Source organism: Streptomyces sp. NPDC060000, from assembly GCF_042737375.1.
Classification (GTDB): domain Bacteria; phylum Actinomycetota; class Actinomycetes; order Streptomycetales; family Streptomycetaceae; genus Streptomyces.
This window is the reverse complement of the sequence record NZ_JBHWUU010000051.1, coordinates 1-20,942: the sequence shown is the minus strand read 5'-3', so window position 1 is coordinate 20,942 and position 20,942 is coordinate 1. Positions and strand designations below refer to the sequence as shown.

The 20,942-nt window shown below is 70.3% G+C and carries 23 protein-coding genes and 1 pseudogene; 9 read left to right on the top strand and 15 right to left on the bottom strand.

Translation table 11 applies throughout. The features are described 5' to 3' along the window. Positions 1 to 34 precede the first annotated feature (34 nt). Entirely contained in the window at positions 35 to 601 is a 567-nt protein-coding gene (locus tag ACFWBB_RS25345) for an aerial mycelium formation protein (protein ID WP_385276788.1), read from the bottom strand. A gap of 173 nt (positions 602 to 774) precedes the next feature. On the opposite strand from ACFWBB_RS25345, the gene dtd reads away from it, so the two are divergent. Continuing rightward, the gene (gene dtd / locus ACFWBB_RS25340; protein WP_385276785.1) at positions 775 to 1,200 is read left to right on the top strand and encodes a D-aminoacyl-tRNA deacylase; all 426 of its coding nucleotides are present in this window, start codon (positions 775 to 777) and stop codon (positions 1,198 to 1,200) included. Positions 1,201 to 1,247: 47 nt separating this feature from the next. Here the strand turns inward: dtd and ACFWBB_RS25335 are convergent, their stop codons facing one another. From ACFWBB_RS25335 to ACFWBB_RS25310, 6 genes are all read right to left on the bottom strand, one after another. After that, positions 1,248 to 2,213 carry a YgfZ/GcvT domain-containing protein gene (locus tag ACFWBB_RS25335; RefSeq protein WP_385276782.1) on the bottom strand — a complete coding sequence of 322 codons (966 nt, stop codon included), beginning with the start codon at positions 2,211 to 2,213 and terminating at the stop codon, positions 1,248 to 1,250. A gap of 10 nt (positions 2,214 to 2,223) precedes the next feature. Next, positions 2,224 to 2,670, bottom strand: a complete 447-nt coding sequence (locus tag ACFWBB_RS25330) for a Fur family transcriptional regulator (RefSeq protein WP_020130354.1) — start codon at positions 2,668 to 2,670, stop codon at positions 2,224 to 2,226. 16 nt (positions 2,671 to 2,686) lie between these two features. After that, positions 2,687 to 3,262: an FABP family protein gene (locus ACFWBB_RS25325; RefSeq protein WP_385276779.1), complete on the bottom strand. Its 576-nt coding sequence runs from the start codon at positions 3,260 to 3,262 to the stop codon at positions 2,687 to 2,689. A gap of 234 nt (positions 3,263 to 3,496) precedes the next feature. Further along, entirely contained in the window at positions 3,497 to 4,480 is a 984-nt protein-coding gene (locus ACFWBB_RS25320; RefSeq protein ID WP_385276776.1) for a hypothetical protein, read from the bottom strand. After that, complete coding sequence (locus tag ACFWBB_RS25315) at positions 4,477 to 5,310, bottom strand: hypothetical protein (RefSeq protein WP_385276773.1); 834 nt, start codon at positions 5,308 to 5,310, stop codon at positions 4,477 to 4,479. The genes ACFWBB_RS25320 and ACFWBB_RS25315 overlap by 4 nt, the downstream gene beginning before the upstream one ends. Then, positions 5,307 to 6,035 (bottom strand): hypothetical protein, encoded by a 729-nt coding sequence (locus ACFWBB_RS25310; RefSeq protein WP_385276770.1) that lies wholly within the window; start codon positions 6,033 to 6,035, stop codon positions 5,307 to 5,309. The genes ACFWBB_RS25315 and ACFWBB_RS25310 overlap by 4 nt, the downstream gene beginning before the upstream one ends. Before the next feature lie 348 nt (positions 6,036 to 6,383). Between ACFWBB_RS25310 and ACFWBB_RS25305 the strand changes: the two genes are divergently transcribed. After that, positions 6,384 to 6,746: a DsrE family protein gene (locus tag ACFWBB_RS25305; protein WP_328481138.1), complete on the top strand. Its 363-nt coding sequence runs from the start codon at positions 6,384 to 6,386 to the stop codon at positions 6,744 to 6,746. Positions 6,747 to 6,767: 21 nt separating this feature from the next. On the opposite strand, the gene ACFWBB_RS25300 is transcribed toward ACFWBB_RS25305, so the two are convergent. The 8 genes and pseudogenes from ACFWBB_RS25300 to ACFWBB_RS25265 all read right to left on the bottom strand — a co-directional run bounded on the left by ACFWBB_RS25300 (position 6,768) and on the right by ACFWBB_RS25265 (position 12,382). Then, the gene (locus tag ACFWBB_RS25300) at positions 6,768 to 7,040 is read right to left on the bottom strand and encodes a DUF3099 domain-containing protein (RefSeq protein WP_385276766.1); all 273 of its coding nucleotides are present in this window, start codon (positions 7,038 to 7,040) and stop codon (positions 6,768 to 6,770) included. A gap of 121 nt (positions 7,041 to 7,161) precedes the next feature. Beyond that, positions 7,162 to 7,449: a DUF1416 domain-containing protein gene (locus ACFWBB_RS25295; protein WP_010351646.1), complete on the bottom strand. Its 288-nt coding sequence runs from the start codon at positions 7,447 to 7,449 to the stop codon at positions 7,162 to 7,164. A gap of 39 nt (positions 7,450 to 7,488) precedes the next feature. After that, the gene (locus tag ACFWBB_RS25290; protein WP_020130363.1) at positions 7,489 to 8,328 is read right to left on the bottom strand and encodes a sulfurtransferase; all 840 of its coding nucleotides are present in this window, start codon (positions 8,326 to 8,328) and stop codon (positions 7,489 to 7,491) included. 137 nt (positions 8,329 to 8,465) lie between these two features. Then, positions 8,466 to 8,546 carry a putative leader peptide gene (locus ACFWBB_RS25285; protein ID WP_351007875.1) on the bottom strand — a complete coding sequence of 27 codons (81 nt, stop codon included), beginning with the start codon at positions 8,544 to 8,546 and terminating at the stop codon, positions 8,466 to 8,468. Between the two features lie 283 nt (positions 8,547 to 8,829). Continuing rightward, entirely contained in the window at positions 8,830 to 9,567 is a 738-nt protein-coding gene (locus ACFWBB_RS25280) for a DUF2993 domain-containing protein (RefSeq protein ID WP_385276762.1), read from the bottom strand. Positions 9,568 to 9,698: 131 nt separating this feature from the next. After that, complete coding sequence (locus ACFWBB_RS25275) at positions 9,699 to 11,216, bottom strand: hypothetical protein (protein ID WP_385276760.1); 1,518 nt, start codon at positions 11,214 to 11,216, stop codon at positions 9,699 to 9,701. A 1-nt stretch (position 11,217) separates the two neighbouring features. After that, positions 11,218 to 11,472, bottom strand: a complete 255-nt coding sequence (locus ACFWBB_RS25270) for a MoaD/ThiS family protein (protein ID WP_385276758.1) — start codon at positions 11,470 to 11,472, stop codon at positions 11,218 to 11,220. 37 nt (positions 11,473 to 11,509) lie between these two features. Continuing rightward, positions 11,510 to 12,382, bottom strand: a pseudogene (locus ACFWBB_RS25265) (alpha/beta hydrolase). Positions 12,383 to 12,583: 201 nt separating this feature from the next. On the opposite strand from ACFWBB_RS25265, the gene ACFWBB_RS25260 reads away from it, so the two are divergent. From ACFWBB_RS25260 to ACFWBB_RS25230, 7 genes are all read left to right on the top strand, one after another. Next, positions 12,584 to 13,372 carry a winged-helix domain-containing protein gene (locus tag ACFWBB_RS25260; RefSeq protein WP_385276755.1) on the top strand — a complete coding sequence of 263 codons (789 nt, stop codon included), beginning with the start codon at positions 12,584 to 12,586 and terminating at the stop codon, positions 13,370 to 13,372. Positions 13,373 to 13,477: 105 nt separating this feature from the next. After that, a complete protein-coding gene (locus ACFWBB_RS25255; RefSeq protein ID WP_385276752.1) occupies positions 13,478 to 14,500 on the top strand; it encodes a LacI family DNA-binding transcriptional regulator in 1,023 nt (340 codons plus the stop codon). A gap of 246 nt (positions 14,501 to 14,746) precedes the next feature. Continuing rightward, positions 14,747 to 15,961: a S1C family serine protease gene (locus tag ACFWBB_RS25250; protein WP_385276749.1), complete on the top strand. Its 1,215-nt coding sequence runs from the start codon at positions 14,747 to 14,749 to the stop codon at positions 15,959 to 15,961. A 29-nt stretch (positions 15,962 to 15,990) separates the two neighbouring features. Further along, positions 15,991 to 16,200, top strand: coding sequence for a hypothetical protein (locus tag ACFWBB_RS25245; RefSeq protein WP_054243831.1), 210 nt, complete (start codon positions 15,991 to 15,993; stop codon positions 16,198 to 16,200). Positions 16,201 to 16,332: 132 nt separating this feature from the next. Further along, entirely contained in the window at positions 16,333 to 17,070 is a 738-nt protein-coding gene (locus ACFWBB_RS25240) for a response regulator transcription factor (protein WP_385276745.1), read from the top strand. Beyond that, positions 17,067 to 18,530 carry an ATP-binding protein gene (locus ACFWBB_RS25235; protein WP_385276742.1) on the top strand — a complete coding sequence of 488 codons (1,464 nt, stop codon included), beginning with the start codon at positions 17,067 to 17,069 and terminating at the stop codon, positions 18,528 to 18,530. The genes ACFWBB_RS25240 and ACFWBB_RS25235 overlap by 4 nt, the downstream gene beginning before the upstream one ends. 240 nt (positions 18,531 to 18,770) lie before the next feature. After that, on the top strand, positions 18,771 to 20,873 hold the full coding sequence (locus tag ACFWBB_RS25230) for a pectinesterase family protein (protein ID WP_385276933.1): 2,103 nt from the start codon (positions 18,771 to 18,773) through the stop codon (positions 20,871 to 20,873). Positions 20,874 to 20,942: the final 69 nt, after the last annotated feature.

Sequence of the window (20,942 nt, the reverse complement as noted above, 5' to 3'; positions counted from 1 at the left end):
CCCCCCGGCCCCGGCCCCCGGGACCTCGCCGGAGTCACACCAGCAGATCCTCCACCTGCGCCTCCCCCTCCCGGTACCTCCTCGTGATCTCCGCGCCCGACTCGTCGGCCGTCCGCTGGAGGTGCTGGCGGCGGCTCGAGACCTGCTGTTCGTAGCGGACCAGACGGGCCATCGCCTCGTTGAGTTCGGGATCGGTGCGGGCGTCGAGGTCGGAGAGTTCGACGTCGGCGAGCATGTCGGCGGCCAGGCGCCGGGACTCCTCGCTGTGCGGGGTGCCCAGGGTGACGTGGCGGGCCGAAGAACGGTGCCGGGCCGGGGCGTCGGTGAGGATCTCCGACAGCCGCTCCACCACGGAGGCCGCGCCCGTCGGAGAGCGCCGGGCCAGCTCCGCGCGCAGGATGTCGATACGGCCCTGGAGCAGCCGTCGTACGTAGCTGAGGTCGGCCTCGTCGCGCTGGGCGTCCCGGCGCAGGGTGCGCAGTTCGGGCAGGCTCAGCCGGATCAGGTCGTGCTGGGATGGTTCCGCGGGCAGCACGTGGCTGTCGTTGCGCTGTGTCGGCGGCCGATGTGTCGCAGGCCGCCCGGTACTCGGTGTGCTCATGTCCTTCTACCGTCCCCTCGACCGGCGTGTGGGAAGCATCGTGCCACTCCAAATGCCCGCTGAGTTACCGAGTCCCCCCGAACGGCCCCAGATAGGGGCTTAAGGAGCAAAATTGGGTCCCTCGCGGGTCCGCACCCGGCACCCGGCACCCGGCACCCGGCATCATGGTCCGCATGCGAGCGGTGGTGCAGAGGGTGGACGGCGCGAGCGTCGTCGTGGACGGCGGGACGGTCGGGGAGATCAGCGGCGAGGGACTGTGCGTCCTGGTCGGGGTCACCCACGAGGACACGAAGGAGAAGGCGGCTCAGCTCGCCCGCAAGCTCTGGTCGGTGCGCATGCTGCACGACGAGAAGTCCTGCAGCGACATCGACGCCCCGCTGCTGGTGATCAGCCAGTTCACGCTGTACGGGGACGCGCGCAAGGGGCGCCGCCCCACCTGGAACGCGGCCGCACCCGGCGATGTCGCCGAGCCGCTCGTCGACGAGGTCGTGGCCCAGTTGCGCGCCCTGGGCGCGACGGTGGCGACGGGCCGGTTCGGCGCGCAGATGCGCGTGTCACTGACGAACGACGGCCCGTTCACCGTACTGATCGAGATCTAGGGCAGATCCAGGGCACCGCCGGGATCCAGGGCTGATCCAGGGCTGATCTAGGGCTCCACGACCACTTCTTGAGCGGCTGCCGTCGTCCCGGCCAGCAGCGGCGCGTCCACCGGCACGTTCCGCTTCACCAGGGCCAGGGCCACCGGGCCGAGTTCGTGGTGGCGTACGGACGTGGTGATGAAGCCGATCTTGCGTCCGTCGGGGTCCCCGTCGGCGACGCGGAGCTCGGTGCCGGCGGCCGGGAGGTACACCTCGCTGCCGTCGAGGTGGAGGAAGACCAGACGGCGGGGCGGCTTGCCGAGGTTCTGCACCCGGGCGACCGTCTCCTGGCCGCGGTAGCAGCCCTTCTGCAGATGCACGGCGGTGCCGATCCAGCCGAGCTCGTGCGGGATGGTGCGGTGGTCGGTCTCGAAGCCGAGCCGCGGGCGGTGGTGCTCGACGCGGAGGGCCTCGTGGGCGAGGAGCCCGGCCGGCGGCCCCGCCTTCCCGGCGAACGCCTCCAGATCGGCGCGCGGGAGGAACAGCTCACGGCCGTACGCGGTCTCCCGGACGACGACACCCGGCGGGACGGGTGCGATGGAGCCCGCGGGGAGGTACACGACCGCGAGGTCGGCGGTGCGGTCGGCGACCTCGACCCGGTAGAAGAACTTCATCGACTCCAGGTAGGAGATCAGCGCCTCCTGGGTGCCGGGTTCGACGTGCGCCCAGACCGTCAGACCGTCGTCCACCAGGTAGAGCGCGTGCTCGATGTGGCCGTTCGCCGAGAGGATCAGCGCCTCGGTGGCCTCGCCGACGGGGAGGTCGGTGACGTGCTGGGTGAGGAGAAGGTGCAGCCAGCTCAGCCGGTCCTCGCCGGTGACCGCGATGACTCCGCGGTGCGAGAGGTCGACGAAGCCGGTGCCGTCGGCGAGGGCGCGCTGCTCGCGGAACAGGTCGCCGTAGTGACCGGCGACGCCTTCGTCGACCCCCTCGGCGGGGACGGCGCCGGGCAGGGACAGCAGGGGGCTCTTCATGGGCCCAAGCCTACGACTTGGTAATTGAACCCTTGAGCGTGCAGTCCTTGCAGCGGCCGAAGATCGCGAAGTGCTTCATGTCGGTGTCGAAGCCGAAGGTCTCGCGCAGTTTGTCCCGGAACTCGGCGGCCACCTGCACATCCGCCTCGATGACGTTGCCGCAGTCCCGGCAGACGAGGTGGATGTGGTGGTGCCGGTCCGCCAGGTGGTACGTCGGCGCCCCGTGCCCCAGGTGCGCGTGGCTGACCAGCTCGAGCTCCTCCAGGAGCTCCAGGGTCCGGTACACGGTGGAAATGTTGACCCCCGACGCCGTCTTCCTCACTTCCACGAGGATGTCGTCGGGGGTCGCGTGCTCCAGGGTGTCCACGGCTTCGAGGACAAGCTGGCGCTGCGGCGTCAGCCGGTAGCCGCGCTGCCGCAGGTCGCTCTTCCAGTCAGTGCTTTCAGTGCTCACCACACCGAAGAGTCTAGAACTACTTGAAGAAGGCGATCCCGTCGTCCGGCATGTCGTCGGGGAGGGCCTTGGCCCAGCGCTCGACCTCCTCCGGAGTGACGACCTTCTTCAGGTGCGCCGACATGTAGGGGCGCAGCTCCACCTCGGGGGTCTGCTTCTCGCCGACCCACATGAGGTCGCTCTTGACGTAGCCGTACAGCCGCTTGCCGCCGGTGTAGGGGCCGGAGGCCGCCGTGCGGGCCACCGCGTCCGTGACGAGGTCGATCTGCGGCTTCTTGTCGGCGAGCTCGCCGTACCAGATCTCGACCACGCCGTCGTCGCGGACCATGGTCACCTCGACCTTGCGGTCGGCGTCGATGCGCCAGAAGCCGGACTCCGACTCCAGGGGCCGGACCTTGTTGCCCTCGTCGTCCAGGACCCAGGTGTGGGAGTGGTACTCCAGGAAGTCCCGGCCGTCGTGGCCGAAGGTGACCTCCTGCCCGAAGTTGCACTTCTCCGAACCGGGGAAGTCGTGCACGCCCGCGCCCGCCCAGGCGCCCAGCAGGAAGGCGAGGGGGACGAGGTCCTTGTGGAGGTCGGACGGAATCTCGATCATGAGTGACAGTTCCTGGACGTGGTCGGTCAGCGCTGGCCCTGGTAAAGCTTCTTCACGGTCAGACCGGCGAAGGCGAGGACGCCTACGCAGACCAGGACCAGCAGGGCTTCGAAGAAGATCTCCACGGGGTGCTCCTCGGATGAGCGTGCTTCGGGGTACGTACTACGACAGGGCCGGCCCCCAGCTTACGCGGCCGGGGGCCGGCCCTCCTTGTGAGGTACTCCCTTACGGGGGTCAGCCCAGCAGCTGGCTCTGGAGGGTGACGGTCTGCTGGAAGGGGACGGCCTCGGCGGTGCCCTTACGGGACTGGAGGACCAGGGCGATGACGTCGCCCGCGCGGAGGTAGGCCTGCCGCAGCTGCTCCGCGCCGTACGGCTTCACCTCGTCGTACGAGTAACGGATGAGGCTCCCGGGGTCGGCGGCGGTGGGGTACTCGTCGTCGAACTGCGCCTCGGTGGCACCGCGCACCGCGTACAGGGGACCGCCGTAGGACGTGAGCTTGCCGTAGACGCGGTCGGCCACCGTCCCCGTGTCGAACTGGAGCAGATAGACACGGGTGCCGGTGCCGTCCGGGGTGGTCCAGCCCCGGGCCGCCGTGTGCCGCAGCCCGTTGTCGGTGAGCAACTGGCCGACCTGGTCCCGGTCCTCCTTCGCCTCGAACACGTTCAGGAAGTCCTTGGTCGGCAGCCAGCCGTCGGCGCCGCGCAGCGCCTTGTCGTCCGTCGCCCCCTCGGGCGCGGGCAGCAGCAGCCCGCGCAGGTCCGCGTAGTGGGCCATCGCCCAGTTCTTGGTGTCGAACGGGCGGGGGCTGCCGGAGGGCAGCGGCGGCCTGGTGATCTCCGGGTACGCCCAGCGACCGTCGGACCCGGTCGCGAGACCGGGCACGTCCGTGCGCTCCATGCGCGTGATCCCGTACGCCGTCCCGGCCCCGAGCGTGGCGAACACCGTGACGACGGCGGTCCAGCGCAGAACGGCCCGCAGGACCCGCCGGTCCTTCGGCGCGACCGGCGCCAGCGGGACGACCGGCTCGACCGGCTCCGGGACGACCGGCTCGACCGGCTTCTGCGGACCGCCGTCCGTCTCGGGGGCCGTCCCGCCGTCCGTCTCGGGGGCCGTCCCGCCGTCCGTCGCGGGGGCCGTCACATCGGCCGCCTCGGAGGTGACCTCGGGGGCGGCCGTCGCGTCCGTGTCGGGCTTCTGTGGTCGGTCGGTGGTCATACGGCCTGTCCCGGGTCGTCGATGCGGTCGAGTTGGGCGGTGAAGAACTTCGCGACGAACTTCCCGTCGAGCGGATCGGGGGCGTCCGCGGTGACGCTGACCAGCACGTCTCCCACGTAGGCGGTACAGAGCGCGACGCCCAGCTCCTCGCCCTTGCTCTTGGGCGTCAGGAAGCACTGGGCGTCTTTGTAGCCCTCGATCTTCGGACCCTTGCGGAAGACGTCCGTGGAAGCGAGAAAGGCGTTGTAGGACGTCGCCGACCGACGCACGGCGGTGCTGCTCTCCAGCCGCGACAACGTGACGTCGAACGAGATCGCGTCGGTGGTGTTGTAATCCAGCCGTTCGACGACGTAACTGCGCATCGCCATGCCCTTGATGCGCTCCTTGTCGATCAGTTTCTCCAGTTGCCGGCGCGACGAGCTCGGCAGATCCTTGATCGACTCCTTGCGCAGGGCGGTGGCCTGCGCTCCGCTGAACTCGGCGTCCGCGCCGAACTCCCTGAGGTCGGGGCCGCGGTCGTAGCCGTCGGTGCCGAACGGCACCAGCAGGGCGCTGAGCCCCGCCCCCGCCGCAGCGTCCTTCTCGGGCTTCTCGTCGTCCTGGGCGGGCGGCGGGAACTTCCACGTCGGCTTGCCGGGTGCGCGGTCGGCGTCCTGGACGGTCACGACGGTGTAGCCCACACCGCCGAGCAGGGCGCAGGCCAGCAGCGCTGATCCCGCCACGGCGACGATCCGGCCGGGCCGGGGAGCCCTGCGGGCCGGCTTCACGACGACGGGCTCGGGGTTCACGGGGCTCACGGGGTCCACAGGGCTCACGGGGTTCTCGCTCACAGCTTGCCCACCTGCCGCTCGGCCAGGTCCATGATCTTCGCCTTGGAGATCGGTTTGCTGCCGTAGACGTGGATCTCCACGTAGATGTCACCGCGCCAGGCGTGCGCCTCGGCCGAGTGCATCGGGAGGTAGCCCGCCTTCTGCTCGGGTGAGTCGTGCACGTACACCGTCCCGTTGCCCTCGCCCGTGCCGGGAATCGGCCAGCTGCGGGTGTCGTCCTCTTCGTCCGCCCAGTAGTCGCCGTTCTCGGCCCACTCGGACGCCGCCGCCTTGCTCTCCTGGCGGAACTGCACGAGCGCGATGTCGACGGTGTACGACTCGCCCACCTGCCACGAGGTCACGGCCGCGCGGCGGAACTCGTCGTCGACGAGGCTGTTGAACGTGTTGGCCGGCCCCTTGTACCGCTCCGCGTACCTGGCCAGATCCGCCCAGCCGTCGTCGTCCACCGCGAACAGGTTGTCCTTGGCCCCCTTGGGGCGCGTGATCAACAGCTTGCGCAGGTCACCGTCCGTTTTGACCCGCCGGTCCTGCGCCGCCGACAGCGGCTCGACCTCGCCCTTGGCCTGTCCGACCACGGGCTGGGAGAGCGGTGGCAGCGCGGTCGGTTCGCGGTCGGCCTGGACCAGGAGACCGGCGCAGGCGCCGACGACGACACCGAGCACTGCGGCTCCGGCGATCATCGACGCCGTACGGCCGCGGCGACGGCGGGGCCGCGGATGAGGCATGTCGGCCGCGGCACCCACCGCGACGGTTGCCCCGACCCCTGCCCCGAGCTCACAGCCTGCCTCTGCCTCTGCCTCGGCGTCTGCCTCCGCCTCCGCGTCTGCCTCTGCCTCGGCGCCTGCCGCAGGCTCGGCGTCTGCCTCTGTGACCGCTTCTGCCTCTGTGACCGCTTCTGCCCCCGGGACTCCGTCTGCCTCGACGACCCCAATTGCACCCACTACCTCTTCGGCCCTTTCTGGACCTTCCACAACATCCCCCTAAGAAGCGTGCAGCGCGTATTCCGTCTCGCGCTTCACAGGAGACCCATGGTCAACATCAGCAGTTGTAGTCGAGTTGATTACGATTCAGGTATGGCGAAGAAGCTCGTGATCAAGGTGACGGCGGGGGCCGATGCCCCCGAGCGGTGTTCTCAGGCGTTCACTGTCGCGGCCGTCGCCGTGGCCAGTGGGGTCGAGGTCTCCCTCTGGCTGACCGGGGAGTCCGCCTGGTTCGCGCTGCCGGGCCGGGCCGCCGAGTTCGAGCTCCCGCACGCGGCGCCGCTGCCCGGCCTGCTCGACTCGATCCTGGCCGGTGGCCGCCTCACCCTGTGCACCCAGTGCGCGGCCCGCCGGGACATCACGGAGAAGGACGTCATCGAGGGCGTACGGATCGCGGGAGCGCAGGTGTTCGTGCAGGAGGCGCTGGCCGACGGCACCCAGGCGCTCGTGTACTAGGGCCGTGCCAGGAGGGTCGTACTAGGGCCGGTCCTGGGGCCGGCGTTTCTTGCCGTCCAGCTCGTCCCACCACTCGTCGGACTTCGGGTCGCCGGAGGGGTCGTCCCACCAGCGGTCCTCGGGGCCGCGCCGGTTGGCGACCATCGCGGCGAGCGGCGGGATGACCATGGCCACCACACACATCCCGACGGCCACGGGCATCGACCAGATCCGCACGACTCCCCAGGCCAGGACGAACAGCGCGATGCAGATCCCCATCATCGCGAAGTAGGCGTGCTTGCGGCGGGCGTACATATGTCCAGGGTAGAACCGTCGCGGCGGATCCGGCGGGGCCGGGAACGGCGGAAGGGCCGTGCTCCCGGGTGTTCCACCCGTGGGCACGGCCCTTCCGTCTGTTCGTGGTCGGAGGCTGGGCTCAGACCGCGATCGCGACCTCCGCGAGGCCGCCCTGCTGGGCGACGACCGTGCGGTCGGCGGTGGCGCCGGGAACGAGGGCGCGAACGGTCCAGGTGCCCTCGGCCGCGTAGAAGCGGAACTGTCCGGTGGCGGAGGTCGGGACCTCCGCGGTGAACTCGCCGGTCGAGTCCAGCAGACGGACGTAGCCCGTCACCGGCTCACCGTCCCGGGTCACCTGACCCTGGATCGTGGTCTCACCGGGCTTGATCGTCGAGGCGTCCGGGCCGCCGGCCTTCGCTCCACACATGTGCTTCTCCAGAGGTCGTTCAGGTCGGTCTTGGGATGATTACTTGTTGGCGCCGAGCTCGATCGGGACGCCGACGAGGGAGCCGTACTCGGTCCAGGAGCCGTCGTAGTTCTTGACGTTCTCCACGCCCAGCAGCTCGTGCAGCACGAACCAGGTCAGGGCCGAGCGCTCGCCGATGCGGCAGTACGCGATGGTGTCCTTGGCCAGGTCGACCTGCTCGTCGGCGTAGAGCTCCTTGAGCTCGTCGTCCGACTTGAAGGTGCCGTCGTCGTTGGCGTTCTTCGACCACGGGATGTTGCGGGCGGACGGGACGTGGCCCGGACGCTGCGACTGCTCCTGCGGCAGGTGCGCGGGAGCGAGCAGCTTGCCGCTGAACTCGTCGGGCGAGCGGACGTCGACCAGGTTCTGCGAGCCGATGGCCGCCACGACGTCGTCGCGGAAGGCGCGGATGGACTTGTTCTGCGGCTTGGCCTGGTAGGAGGTCTCGGGGCGCTCGGGCACCTCTTCGACCAGCTCGCGGGCGTCCAGCTCCCACTTCTTGCGGCCACCGTCGAGAAGCTTGACGTTGTCGTGGCCGTACAGCTTGAAGTACCAGTAGGCGTAGGACGCGAACCAGTTGTTGTTGCCGCCGTAGAGGATCACCAGCGTGTCGTTGGCGATGCCCTTGGCCGACAGGAGCTTCTCGAAGCCCTCCTGGTCGACGAAGTCACGGCGGACCGGGTCCTGGAGGTCCTTGGTCCAGTCGATCCGGATGGCGTTCCGGATGTGGTTCTTCTCGTACGCGGACGTGTCCTCGTCGACCTCGACGATGGCGATGTCGGCGTTGTCGAGGTTGGCCTCGACCCAGTCGGCGTCAACCAGGACGTCACTGCGGCTCATGCTCGTTCTCCTCCGGGGCAGTTGCGGCGGGGGTGTGCAAGAAAGAGAGGTGCGCGGCCGGGTCTCGCCGGCGGCCGGCGCACGGATGCCCTCGGACGAGGGCGCCTGGAGGCGCGGAAGGCCGGCGGCGCTTCCGCTCAGAAGGTGCGACAGAGCATGGCGGCGACGCGGCACAGGTCTACTGCCCGCCGCTTCGTGAGATCCGCCTGTCGCTGCATCATGCCGACGATCGTAGGGACGGACAGGTGGGCATGTCACCAGCAAGCCGAATGGTGAGATGCGATCGTCCGGATAATGGGACGCAACAAGCGCCCGAGCCGCCGTCCCACGGCTTCCGGGCGCTTGTGTCCGTCGTCACCTCTACGGTGCGGACGGCGGTGTCTCGCCTGTCGGACACTCACCGTCCACCGGAGCTCGATCCAGGTGGACGGAGGCCAGCCTGACCGGTTCTGGCCGGTCCTGGCCGGTCCTGGCCGATACCGGCCGCTCCAGCGGTCAGCCTTACCCGGTCAGCTTGACGTTCGAACCCTTCACCGAGATGTCCACACCGTTCTTCCCCGCCTGCACCTTGTCCAGCTGGATCCCGCCGGGAAGGTCGTCGATCTTCTGCTGGAAGTCGGTGATCGAGCGCACCTCGCTCTCGGCGGCCCGCACCCCGCCGAAGCTGGGCAGCGAGTCGGCGTGCACCCGGACGGTGTCGCCCTGGACGGTGACCGTGCTCAGGACGTAGACGGGCTGCGGCAGCTTGGTGCCGAGCACGGTGGCCTCGACGGCGACCTTGATCTTCCCGTTGCCGCCGTCGGAGAGACCGACCACGTTGGCGGTGACACCCTGCATCACCTGCGTCGGCTCGGACTTCGCCGTCTTCAGCAGCTCGGCGTAGGTGATGGACGCGGTGCCGGTGGCGCTGGAGGCGGTGGCGGAGCTGTAGTCGCCGGAGAACTCGACGCCCTTCATGTCCGCCTGGAGGTCGTCGATACGGATGGTCTGCCCGCTGGTGCCGGTGGCCGCCTCGTAGTCCTTGATGCCGACCTCGACGTCGTCCAGCGAGCCCCCCACGACCTGGGTGAGGAACGGGAAGCCCTTGATGGACACGTCCGGGGTGGCGGCGAGGCCCTCGTTGGCCTTCAGCTTGTCGGCCGCCTCACCCTCCGCGAAGTTCACGGCGAGGCGGTCCGCGAGCACGAACAGGCCGCCCAGGACCACGACGACGACCAGCAGTATTCGAAGCGCACGCATGCGGTAGTTCCCCCACCCGGATGGCCTGAACGGTTCATTGACAACGGTTCAAGGTAACCCCGCGCGGCGGCGGCGCCGCCGCTTTGTCGATCACCTGTGACAGACCATCACCGCTGTTCGCTCCTTACCCGTTACGCCAGCGCCCGCCCGAGCACGTAGACCGCCGGTGCGGCCGCGGCCAACGGCAGGGCCACGCCCGCCGTGAGGTGGACGAAGCGGGAGGGGTAGTCGTAGCTCGCGACCCGGTGGCCGACGAGCGCGCAGACCGCGGCGCCCGCGCCGAGCAGCGCGCCCTTGGCGCCCAGGCCGGTCATCCCGCCGACCGCGATGCCCGCGCCCGCCGCGGCGACCAGGGCCACCACGACGGAGGCCGGCGTGGGCAACGGCAGCGCCCGGGCCAGCACCGCCACCGCCACCGCGGCCGCGCCGACCGTCACCGCGTCCGGCTCGGCACCGAGGTGCCCGGTGGCGAGGACGGCCAGCGCCGAGGACGTGACGGTCGCCATCAGGCCGTACATGCGCTCGTCGGGGTCGGCGTGCGAGCGCAGCTGGAGCACCAGACAGAGCAGGACCCAGACGCCGAGGGTGCCGAAGATCGCGGCGGGCGCGTTCTCCCGGCCCGCCGCGAGGAGCGCCACGTCCGACACCAGCCCGCCCAGGAACGCGAGCGCGATGCCCTGCCGGGCCGGCCACATGCCGTTCAGCCGGAACCAGCCCGCCGCCGTGACGGCCTGGAGCGCGACGAGCGGGACGAGCAGGGCGTACGAGCCGACGGCCGCCGCACCGGACAGGAGCAGACCGAGGACGGCGGTGAGCGCCGCGGGCTGCATCCCCGGCTCGATGATCGGCGAACGCCCCTCCAGGCGCGCCCGCTGGGCGTCGGTGACGCGGGCGTTGCCGGCGAGGGTGGCGGGGCCGTAGGTCATGCCGGTACTCCCGGTGCGAGGTTCCTGGTCGTGCGCGGGGGCGCCCGCTGGGGCGGCGGCGAAGGCACGGTTAGAGGACGGAGCGGGCGCGGTGGGTACGTGAGGGGCCTGAGGAGCCCGCTGAGACCCCGGGGTCTGCCAGCTCCCCGCCTCGGCGTGGTTCTGCCCCGGGGTCTGCCAGTTCCCCGCCTCGGCGTGGTTCTGCCCCTGGGCATGGTTCCCCGCGTGGGGGTGGTTCTGCGCGTGAGGGTGGTTCTGCGGCTGCGCGTGGTTTCCCGCCTGTGCGTGGTTCTCCGGCGGCAGAGCCGCGCCCGCCCCGGGGCCGCCGTACACAGGGGCGTTGCCGTACGCGGCTTGATGGTCGCCGTACGCGGACTGCTGGTCGCCGTACACGAGTCGCTGGTCGCCGTACGCGGACTGCTGGTCGCCGTAGATCGGCGTCTCGCCCGTCTGCGGGGGCAGGTAGGCGGTCCGGGCCGGGTCGGCCGGGGTGACCGGCGCCTGCACGCTGGTCTCCCAGGTCTGGCCCTGCCACTGCTGCGTGTGCTGGAGGTGGGCCTGCGGGTCCTCGTACCCCTGCCCCTGCTGCTGCCCGGGCCACGCCTGCTGCTGGGGCTCCTGGGCTCGCCGGGGCTGCTGCTGGGCGTACGGGTCGTAGTCCTGGTACCCGTCGTGGCCCTCGTACCCCTCGTAGCCCTGGTGGTCGTACGGCTGGTCGGTCATCTCAACCTCCTGCGAACGGCGGGAGCACCTCGACCGTGCCGCCGTCGGCCAGCCGTACCGTCTCATGTTCGCGGGTGCCCACGGGATCACCGTCGACGAGGAACGAGCATCGCTGCAGGACACGCACGAGTTCGCCGGGGTGTCGCGCACGCGCGGCGTCGAGCGCCTCGGCGAGCGTGGCCGCGTCGTGCGACTCCTCGGCGACCCCGGCCGCGGCCTTGGCGGCCGCCCAGTAGCGCACCGTGACCTTGGGCATCAGGTTCCTCAATCGATCGGCTGTGTACACGGTCAGGCTAGCCCGCGCGCGCGACCGCCCAGTCCCCGATGCGGGCCAGCAGGCCGTCGTCGGCCGCGTGCTCGGCGTGGCCCATGCCGTGCTCCACCCAGAGTTCGCCGTGCCCCGCGGCGGCCTCGGCCAGCATCCGGGGGTGGTCGAGGGAGAAGTAGCCGTCCTGGTCGCCGTGCACGATCAGCAACGGGGACGGCGCGATCTTCGGGACCGCCTCTACCGGGGACAGCGGAACGGGGTCCCAGTCCCGGCGGTGAATCCGGGTGCGGAAACCGCAGCGGCCGACCAGGCGGCCCTCGGGGCGGGTGACCATCCAGTGCAGCCGGCGCATCGGGGCCGTGCCGCGGTAGTACCAGCGGGCGGGGGCGCTCACGGAGACGACGGCGTCCACCGTCCCCTCGTACAGCGCCGCGTGCCGCAGGACCACCGAGCCGCCCTCCCCCACTGCCTCAAGGGCGTGGGAGGTGCCCCCAGAAGCCGACGGTCACCACACGCGCGTGCCCGAGCGAGCGCGCCCACTCCACCGCGGCGGCCAGGTCGAGGACCTCGCGGTCGCCGACCGTCGAGTGTCCGCCGGAGCGGCCGTGCCCCCGGAAGGAGAAGGTCACGACGGCGCCGTGCCGGGCGAGGGCGGACGCCACGCGCCGCACGTGCGGGCGCGGTCCACGTCCCCGGTGAACCCGTGGGCCACGACGAACACCGGGTGATCGGCGGGTGGCTCGGAGGTGTCGTATACGACCGCACCCGGTTCGTATACGGAATCGACGGAAATCCCGTCGGCGGTGGGCAGAAACGTCCGCAATGGTGCACACGTGCCCGTCTCGGCATTCGGACGAACGGTGGAACGAGCCACATGACCTGCCGGACCGCTGCTCATGTGGGCTATTCTGCTGGACAGAGGACTCGGGCAGCGTAGCCCCCGGGTCCTTTTGTGCTTTCGGAAGCGTTGTATACGAAATGGGAACCGGGTGGGAAACACCAGGTGACCTCAGGTGTACGGGCCCCCGGGATCGCAGAGCAGTGCCGCAAAGCCGCAGTGCCGCAATGTCCTCGCAGGGACCGAGGAGGAACCAGACGTATGAGTTCTCTGCTGCTCCTGACCAACGCTCTCCAGCCGTCGACGGAGGTCCTTCCGGCCCTCGGCCTGCTGCTGCACAACGTCCGCGTGGCTCCGGCGGAAGGCCCCGCCCTCGTCGACACCCCGGGCGCCGACGTCATCCTGATCGACGGCCGCCGCGACCTGCCCCAGGTGCGCAGCCTCTGCCAGCTGCTGCGGTCCACCGGCCCCGGCTGTCCGCTCATCCTGGTCGTGACCGAGGGCGGCCTCGCCGCCGTCACCGCCGACTGGGGCATCGACGACGTGCTCCTGGACACCGCGGGACCGGCCGAGGTCGAGGCCCGGCTCCGGCTGGCCATGGGCCGCCAGCAGATCGTCAACGACGACTCCCCCATGGAGATCCGCAACGGCGACCTGTCGGTGGACGAGGCGACCTACAGCGCGAAGCTCAAGGGACGGGTCCTGGACCTCACCTTCAAGGAGTTCGAGCTGCTGAAGTACCTGGCCCAGCACCCGGGCCGGGTCTTCACCCGCGCACAGCTGCTCCAGGAGGTCTGGGGCTACGACTACTTCGGCGGCACCCGGACCGTCGACGTGCACGTACGGCGGCTGCGCGCCAAGCTCGGCCCCGAGCACGAGTCGCTGATCGGAACCGTCCGGAACGTCGGTTATCGATTCGTTACCCCTGAGAAGGGGGAGCGCGGAAGTGACGACGCGAAGGCCAAGGCGGACCGGTCGGAGCGGGCAAACGCGGAGGATGCGGACAACGCGACCGCCCTGGACACCGAAGAGATCCCGGCAGAGGCGTAGTACCCGCCGGTAGGCCCGGCATCCGCTCGGGAAGGGCGTCGCCCGCGCACAGGGAAGCACCTGTACGCCCTGCCCAGAGCGGGTCCATCCGCGTAGACTCCGCGGGTGGCCAAGGTGACTCGGGATGATGTGGCGCGGCTGGCGGGGACTTCGACCGCCGTCGTCAGTTATGTCATCAACAACGGACCCCGGCCGGTCGCACCGGCCACGCGCGAGCGTGTTCTCGCCGCCATCAAGGAGCTGGGGTACCGGCCCGACCGGGTCGCCCAGGCGATGGCGTCGCGGCGCACCGACCTCATAGGCCTGATCATCCCGGACGCCCGCCAGCCGTTCTTCGGCGAGATGGCGCACGCGGTCGAGCAGGCCGCCTCCGAGCGCGGAAAGATGGTGCTGGTCGGCAACACCGACTATGTCGCCGAGCGCGAGGTCCACTATCTGCGGGCGTTCCTCGGGATGCGCGTCTCGGGCCTCATCCTCGTCAGCCACGCGCTGAACGACCTGGCGGCCGCGGAGATCGACGCCTGGGACGCCCGGGTGGTGCTGCTGCACGAGCGCCCCGAGGCCATCGACGACGTCGCCGTCGTCACCGACGACCTGGGCGGCGCCCAGGTCGCCGTACGCCACCTCCTGGAGCACGGCTACGAGTACGTGGCCTGTGTCGGCGGCACCGCGGACACGCCCTCCGTCGGCGACCCGGTCTCCGACCACGTCGAGGGCTGGCGGCGCGCGATGGACGACGCCGGCCTCAGCACGGAGGGCCGGCTCTTCGAGGCGCCGTACAACCGCTACGACGCCTACCGCGTCTCCCTGGAACTGCTGGCGGGCCCGCACCGGCCGCCGGCCGTCTTCTGCTCCACCGACGACCAGGCGATCGGTCTGCTGCGCGCGGCGCGCGAGCTGCGCATCGACGTGCCCGGCGAGCTGGCGGTCATCGGCTTCGACGACATCAAGGAAGCGGCCCTGGCCGACCCGCCCATGACAACGATCGCGTCGGACCGCTCGGCGATGGCCCGGGCGGCGGTCGATCTCGTCCTGGACGACGGTCTGCGGGTCGCCGGGTCACGGCGCGAGCGGCTGAAGGTGTTCCCGTCGCGGCTGGTGGTCCGGCAGTCCTGCGGCTGCGAGTAACCCGCCCCGCACACGGGTCCGTAGGTCCGTAGGTCCGCTGCAACCGCTCTCAGCGGTTCCGGCCGTTCCCGGCCGTTTCCGGTCATGTGCGAACCGCTGACTGGCCCGGGTGAGCCGTGCATGAGACGCGTCTGAGAGGCTGCGCGAGACTTCGGGATCGCTCTTCATATCGGGCATACGAGGTTCTGGCGGGCTTCTCAGCCAGCACTCAGGGAGCTCTCATGGTCGGGGGCGAAGCTTCTTTCCATGACCGAGAGCATCCGCCGCAGCGGCGAGTACGAGAACTTCGAGAACCCGTACCAGGCCCCGTACGAGGGCGCCCAGCAGCACGCCTCCGCCTCCCCCGTGGCTTCCTCCCCGGTGAACCCGGAGTGGCCGCCGCCGCCGGCGTACGAGCCGGTCACGCAGCCCGTGCAGCAGCAGTCGGTGCAGCAGCAGCCCGCGTACCAGCAGCCGGTCGTCGAGCCCACCGCGGTGTGGCAGACCCAGGCAGCCGGCGGCGACGGCAACGGCGGCGGCCACGGCGGAACCGCTCTCCTCACCCCCGTGGCCTCGGAGCCCGCGCCTGGCGCCAGGAAGAAGCGTGCCCGCGGCCCGTTCGCGCTGCTCGCCGCCGTGGCGATCGTCGCGGCCGCGATAGGCGGCGGCACGGCCTACGGCATCCAGGAGCTGACCGGCAAGGACCAGGTGGTCTCCTCGTCCACCACCACCAGCGTGGTGCCCTCCAGCAAGACGGGCGACGTGGCCACCATCGCGGCGGCGGTCAGCCCGAGCGTCGTCGAGGTCAGCGCCACGCTCAGCAACGGGACGTCCACCGGCTCCGGCGTGATCATCACCAGCGACGGTGAGATCGTCACCAACAACCACGTCATCTCCGGCGCCACCTCGATCAAGGTGTCGACGAGCGACGGGAAGTCGTACACCGCCAAGGTCGTCGGCACGGACAGCAAGAAGGACCTCGCGCTCATCAAGCTGGAGAACGCGTCCGGCCTGAAGCCGGCGACCCTCGGCAACTCCGACGGCGTCAAGGTCGGCGACACGGTCGTGGCGATCGGCTCCCCCGAAGGCCTGACCGGCACCGTCACCAGCGGCATCGTCTCCGCGCTGAGCCGCGACGTGACCGTCTCGACCGACGAGAGCCAGAGCCAGAGCCAGGGCGGCCAGGGCGGCGACGGCAACTGGCCGTTCCAGTTCGGCGGCCAGCAGTTCAACGGTGACACGGGTACGTCCACGACGACCTACAAGGCGCTCCAGACGGACGCCTCCCTGAACCCCGGCAACTCCGGCGGCGCGCTCATCGACGCCGGCGGCAACATCATCGGCATCAACTCCGCGATGTACTCCGCCGCGGCGGACTCGTCCTCCTCCGACGCCGGCAGCGTCGGCCTCGGCTTCGCCATCCCGGTCAACACCGTCAAGGCCGACCTCGCCATGCTGCGGGCCGGCGGCTCCGACAGCTGAACAACCACCACCGAGCCAGGGAGTACGTCATGATCAAGCAGGTTTCGCACACGGTGACCGGTTTCGGTGCGGCCGACCTCGGCCTGGCCCTCGACGTGGCGTACGAGCTGCACCCTCCGGTCGCGCCGACCCGGGCGCCGGAGGTGGCGGCCCCGCAGCTGATGGGCCTGCGCACCACGGCGGCCCGCCCGCACCAGCGCAAGGTGCCGCTGAACCGGCTCGCGGCGATGCGCGGCTGATCTCCGCGCGGCTGATCCCGCCCCAACCCACCCTTTACGCGCACACCGGGAACCATGCGAGGCTGAGGACACTCAGCACGTTCAGCAGGTCCGGCCTCCCGTCGTCCCACCGCATCCGAGGAATCCACGCCCATGAGCCCCGCCGAAGGCGACCGTGACACCCAGCGCATCCTGATCGTCGACGACGAGCCGGCGGTGCGCGAAGCACTCCAGCGCAGCCTCGCCTTCGAGGGCTACGACACGCAGGTCGCCGTGGACGGCGCGGACGCGCTGGAGAAGGCGACGGCCTACCGGCCCGACCTGCTGGTCCTGGACATCCAGATGCCGCGGATGGACGGCCTCACCACCGCGCGCCGCATCCGCGGGGCGGGTGACACCACGCCCATCCTGATGCTGACGGCCCGCGACACGGTCGGCGACCGGGTCACCGGACTGGACGCCGGGGCGGACGACTACCTGGTCAAGCCCTTCGAACTGGACGAACTGTTCGCCCGCGTAAGGGCCCTGCTGCGGCGCAGCTCCTACGCGGCGGCGGCCGGGGCGGGCGCCGTGGAGGACGACGAGGCCCTCACCTTCGCCGATCTGCGCATGGACCTCGCGACCCGTGAGGTCACCCGTGCCGGACGCCCCGTGGAACTGACCCGTACGGAGTTCACCCTCCTGGAGATGTTCATGGCACACCCGCGCCAGGTCCTCACGCGTGAGCAGATCCTGAAGGCGGTCTGGGGCTTCGACTTCGAGCCGTCGTCCAACTCCCTGGACGTGTACGTGATGTACCTGCGCCGCAAGACGGAAGCGGGCGGCGAGCCACGCCTCGTGCACACCGTGCGGGGCGTCGGGTACGTGTTGCGGCAGGGCGGGGCGGAGTGAACAAGGTCGTACGGCGGTTCCGGACCCTTCCCATCAGGGCCCGGCTGTCGCTGCTCGTCGCTGCCGCTGTGGCTTTCGCGGTGGCGGCGGTCTCGGTGACGTGCTGGTTCATCGTGCAGGGGAAGCTGTACGACCAGGTCGACACGCAGCTCGACAGTGCCAACGTGAGCCTGAAACCGCAGGACGTCACGGCTCTGCTGGCTGCCTGTCCGAAGGACGCGAGCGATTCGTCCAACAGCTTCCGTCCCAGGGACTACTACGTGCAGGTGGTGAAGTCGGACGGCACCGTCTGCGTGTTTCCCGAGTCGGCGGGCACGGTCAAGGTCACCGGTCATGACAAGAGCATGGCCGCAGATCCCGAGCCGGGTATGAGTACCTTCCACGACAGCACCGACGCCGATGGTGAAGACGTGCGAGTACGCACCACTCCCCTCACGGTGGGCTTCGGACCCAACACCCAGCTCTACCCCGACTACGCGCTGGTCCTCGGTGTGTCCCTCAAGGAGACCCAGAAGACCCTCAACGACCTCGCACTCATCCTCCTCCTCGTCTCCGGCATCGGAGTCCTCGGCGCCGGCGCCGCCGGTCTCGCCGTGGCGCGTGCGGGGCTGCGGCCCGTCGACAAGCTCACCGAGGCCGTCGAGCACGTGGCCCGGACGGAGGACCTGAGCATCCGGATCCCCGTCGAGGACGAGACCGACGACGAGATCGCGCGTCTCTCCCGTTCCTTCAACTCCATGACCGCCTCCCTCGCCAACTCCCGTGAGCTCCAGCAGCAGCTGATCGCGGACGCCGGGCACGAGCTCCGCACCCCGCTCACCTCCCTGCTCACCAACATCGAGCTCCTCACCCGCAGCGAGGAGACGGGCCGTCCGATCCCCGAGGCGGACCGCAAGGCGCTCCTCGCCTCCGTGAAGGCGCAGATGACCGAACTGGCGTCGCTCATCGGCGACCTCCAGGAACTGTCCCGTTCCGAAGGCCAGCGCGGCGAGCGCGTGCAGGTGGTCCCGCTGGAGGACGCGGTGGAGTCGGCGCTGCGCCGGGCCCGGCTGCGTGGCCCGGAGCTGACCATCACGGCGTCGCTGGAGCCCTGGTACACCCGGGCGGAGCCGGCCGCGCTGGAGCGGGCGGTGGTCAACATCCTGGACAACGCGGTGAAGTTCAGCCCCGAGGGCGGCACGATCGACGTCCGGCTGAGCCATGGCACGCTGACCGTCCGCGACCACGGCCCCGGCATCCCCGCCGAGGAACTCCCGCACGTCTTCGACCGCTTCTGGCGCTCTCCGAGCGCGAGGGCCCTCCCGGGCTCGGGCCTCGGGCTCTCGATCGTCGCCCGTACCGTGGAACAGGCCGGTGGGCAGGTCACCCTGGCCCGCGCGGACGGTGGCGGCACGGTGGCGACGGTCCGGATGCCGGGGGCACCGACCCCTCCGCCGGAGGATCCCGCCACCGCCGTATAGGCCGTGCGGGGGGCGGACGGCCCTCGGGCGGTAATCTCCTCGACCATTTCCGTGAGTTCGGCAACCTTTCCGATCCGGGCGGCGACCCAGGAGCGATCAACTCCCCCACCCCGCACGGAAGGCAGCCGCATGAGCGAGCACCGCCGCCGGTCGACCCGGTCGGCCGACACGACCTCGTCGTCCACGACGACCACGTCAGCCGACACGGCCGCATCGGACGACGCCACCTCGTCGGCCGACATGACCTCGTCGGCCAGGACGACGAGGACCAAGCCCCGTCACCGCAGGCGCAGGACCGCCCTCGCGATCGGCGTACCCCTCGTCCTCACCGCCGCAGGCACCCTCGCCTACGGCACGGACCTCGGCCTCTTCGGCGCGGCCGGGCAGGCGAAGGCCTCGGCCGCGACCGCCGCCACGCCCGCCTGGGCCACCGCCACCGCCGACGGCTTCGCCTCTGTCAACGCCCTGGGGCAGAACGGCACTTACGGTGGCCGGGACGGCAAGACCGTCACCGTGAAGACGCTCGCCGACCTGGAGAAGTACGCGACCGCCGCCGAGCCGTACGTCATCGTCGTCGCCGCGACGATCACCATGGACCCGGTCGGGAAAGAGATCAAGGTCCAGTCGGACAAGACGATCGTCGGGTCGGGGACCTCGGGGCAGATCGTCGGCGGCGGCTTCTTCCTCGGCCAGGGCGTCCACAACGTCATCATCCGGAACCTGACGATCCGGGACGCGTACCAGGGCGTCTGGAACGACAAGGAACACGACTACGACGGCATCCAGATGGACGGCGCCCACCACGTCTGGATCGACCACAACGACATCCGGCACATGGCCGACGGGCTCATCGACAGCCGCAAGGACACGACCTACCTGACCGTCTCCTGGAACAAGCTGAGCCAGGAGAACAAGGCGTTCGGCATCGGCTGGACCGACAACGTCACCGCCGACATCACGATCCACCACAACTGGGTCCGCGAGACCGAGCAGCGCAATCCCTCCACGGACAACGTCGCCCACGCGCACCTGTACAACAACTTCCTGGAGGACGTGGCGGGGACCGACATCAAGTCGTCCTACGGCAACTACTCGCGCGGCAAAACGAACATGGTGCTGGAGAACTCCTACTTCCAGGGCCTGACCAACCCCGTCGTCCGGGACGCCACCGCCACCCTCGTCCAGCGCGGCAACGTGTTCTCCGGCACGACCGGCAAGAACGAGAGCGGGGGCACGGGGGCCGCCTGGGACCCGAAGACGTACTACGGCTACAGCCTCGACAAGGCGGCCGACGTGCCGGCGCTTCTCAAGTCCGGTGCGGGCCCGCGCAGTTCCATCGGGACGACGGCTGCCACGACGACGACCGCCACCACGAAGGCGGCGGCCGCCACCACGCTCACCGTCGCCAAGGACGGCAGCGGGCAGTACACGACCGTGCAGGCCGCCGTGAACGCCGTACCGGCGAACAACCCCTCGCGCGTCGTGATCGCCGTCAAACCGGGCACGTACCGCGAGCTCGTCAAGGTGCCCTCCAACAAGCCGCACGTCACCATCCAGGGCACCGGCGGCAGCCGCAAGGACACCACGATCGTCTACGACAACGCGTCCGGTACGCCGAAGCCCGACGGTTCCGGCACGTACGGCACCGGGGGCAGCGCCACCGTCGCCGTCGACGCGGACGACTTCCAGGCCCGTAACCTGACCATCTCCAACGACTTCGACGAGGCCGCCCACCAGGACATCGCCGGCCAGGCGGTCGCCCTGCGGACCTCCGCCGACAAGGTGTTCCTGGACGGCGTCATCGTCAGCGGCGACCAGGACACCCTGCTGGTGGACACCGCGTCCAAGGACAAGCTGGGCCGCGTCTACATCTCCGACTCCTACGTCGTCGGCAACGTCGACTTCATCTTCGGCCGCGCGACCGCGGTGATCGACAAGTCGGTCATCACGCTGAAGAAGCGCTGGAACGGCACCTCGGCCGGTTATGTCACGGCCCCCAGCACCGCCGCGAACCGCAAGGGCATCCTGATCGCCAACTCCACGGTGAACGGCGACGTCTCCGACCGCAGTTTCTACCTCGGCCGCCCCTGGCACGCCGGCGGCGACGCGAGCCTCGACCCGCAGGCCACCGTCCGCAACACCACCCTGAGCGCCGCGATCAGGACCGCGCCCTGGACCGACATGAGCGGCTTCTCCTGGAAGGACGACCGGTTCGCCGAGTACCGGAACAAGGGCGCGGGGGCCGGCGCCGCGAGCACCGACCGCCCTCAGCTCACCGACGCGCAGGCCGCCAACCAGGAGGTCGCGGACTGGCTGGGGGACTGGACCCCCAGCGCGTCCTGACGTGATCGGCGTGGGGGTCGCCCCCGCCGCCGAGCCGCCCCCCAGCCCGGGCCAAACGAACACCCCCCA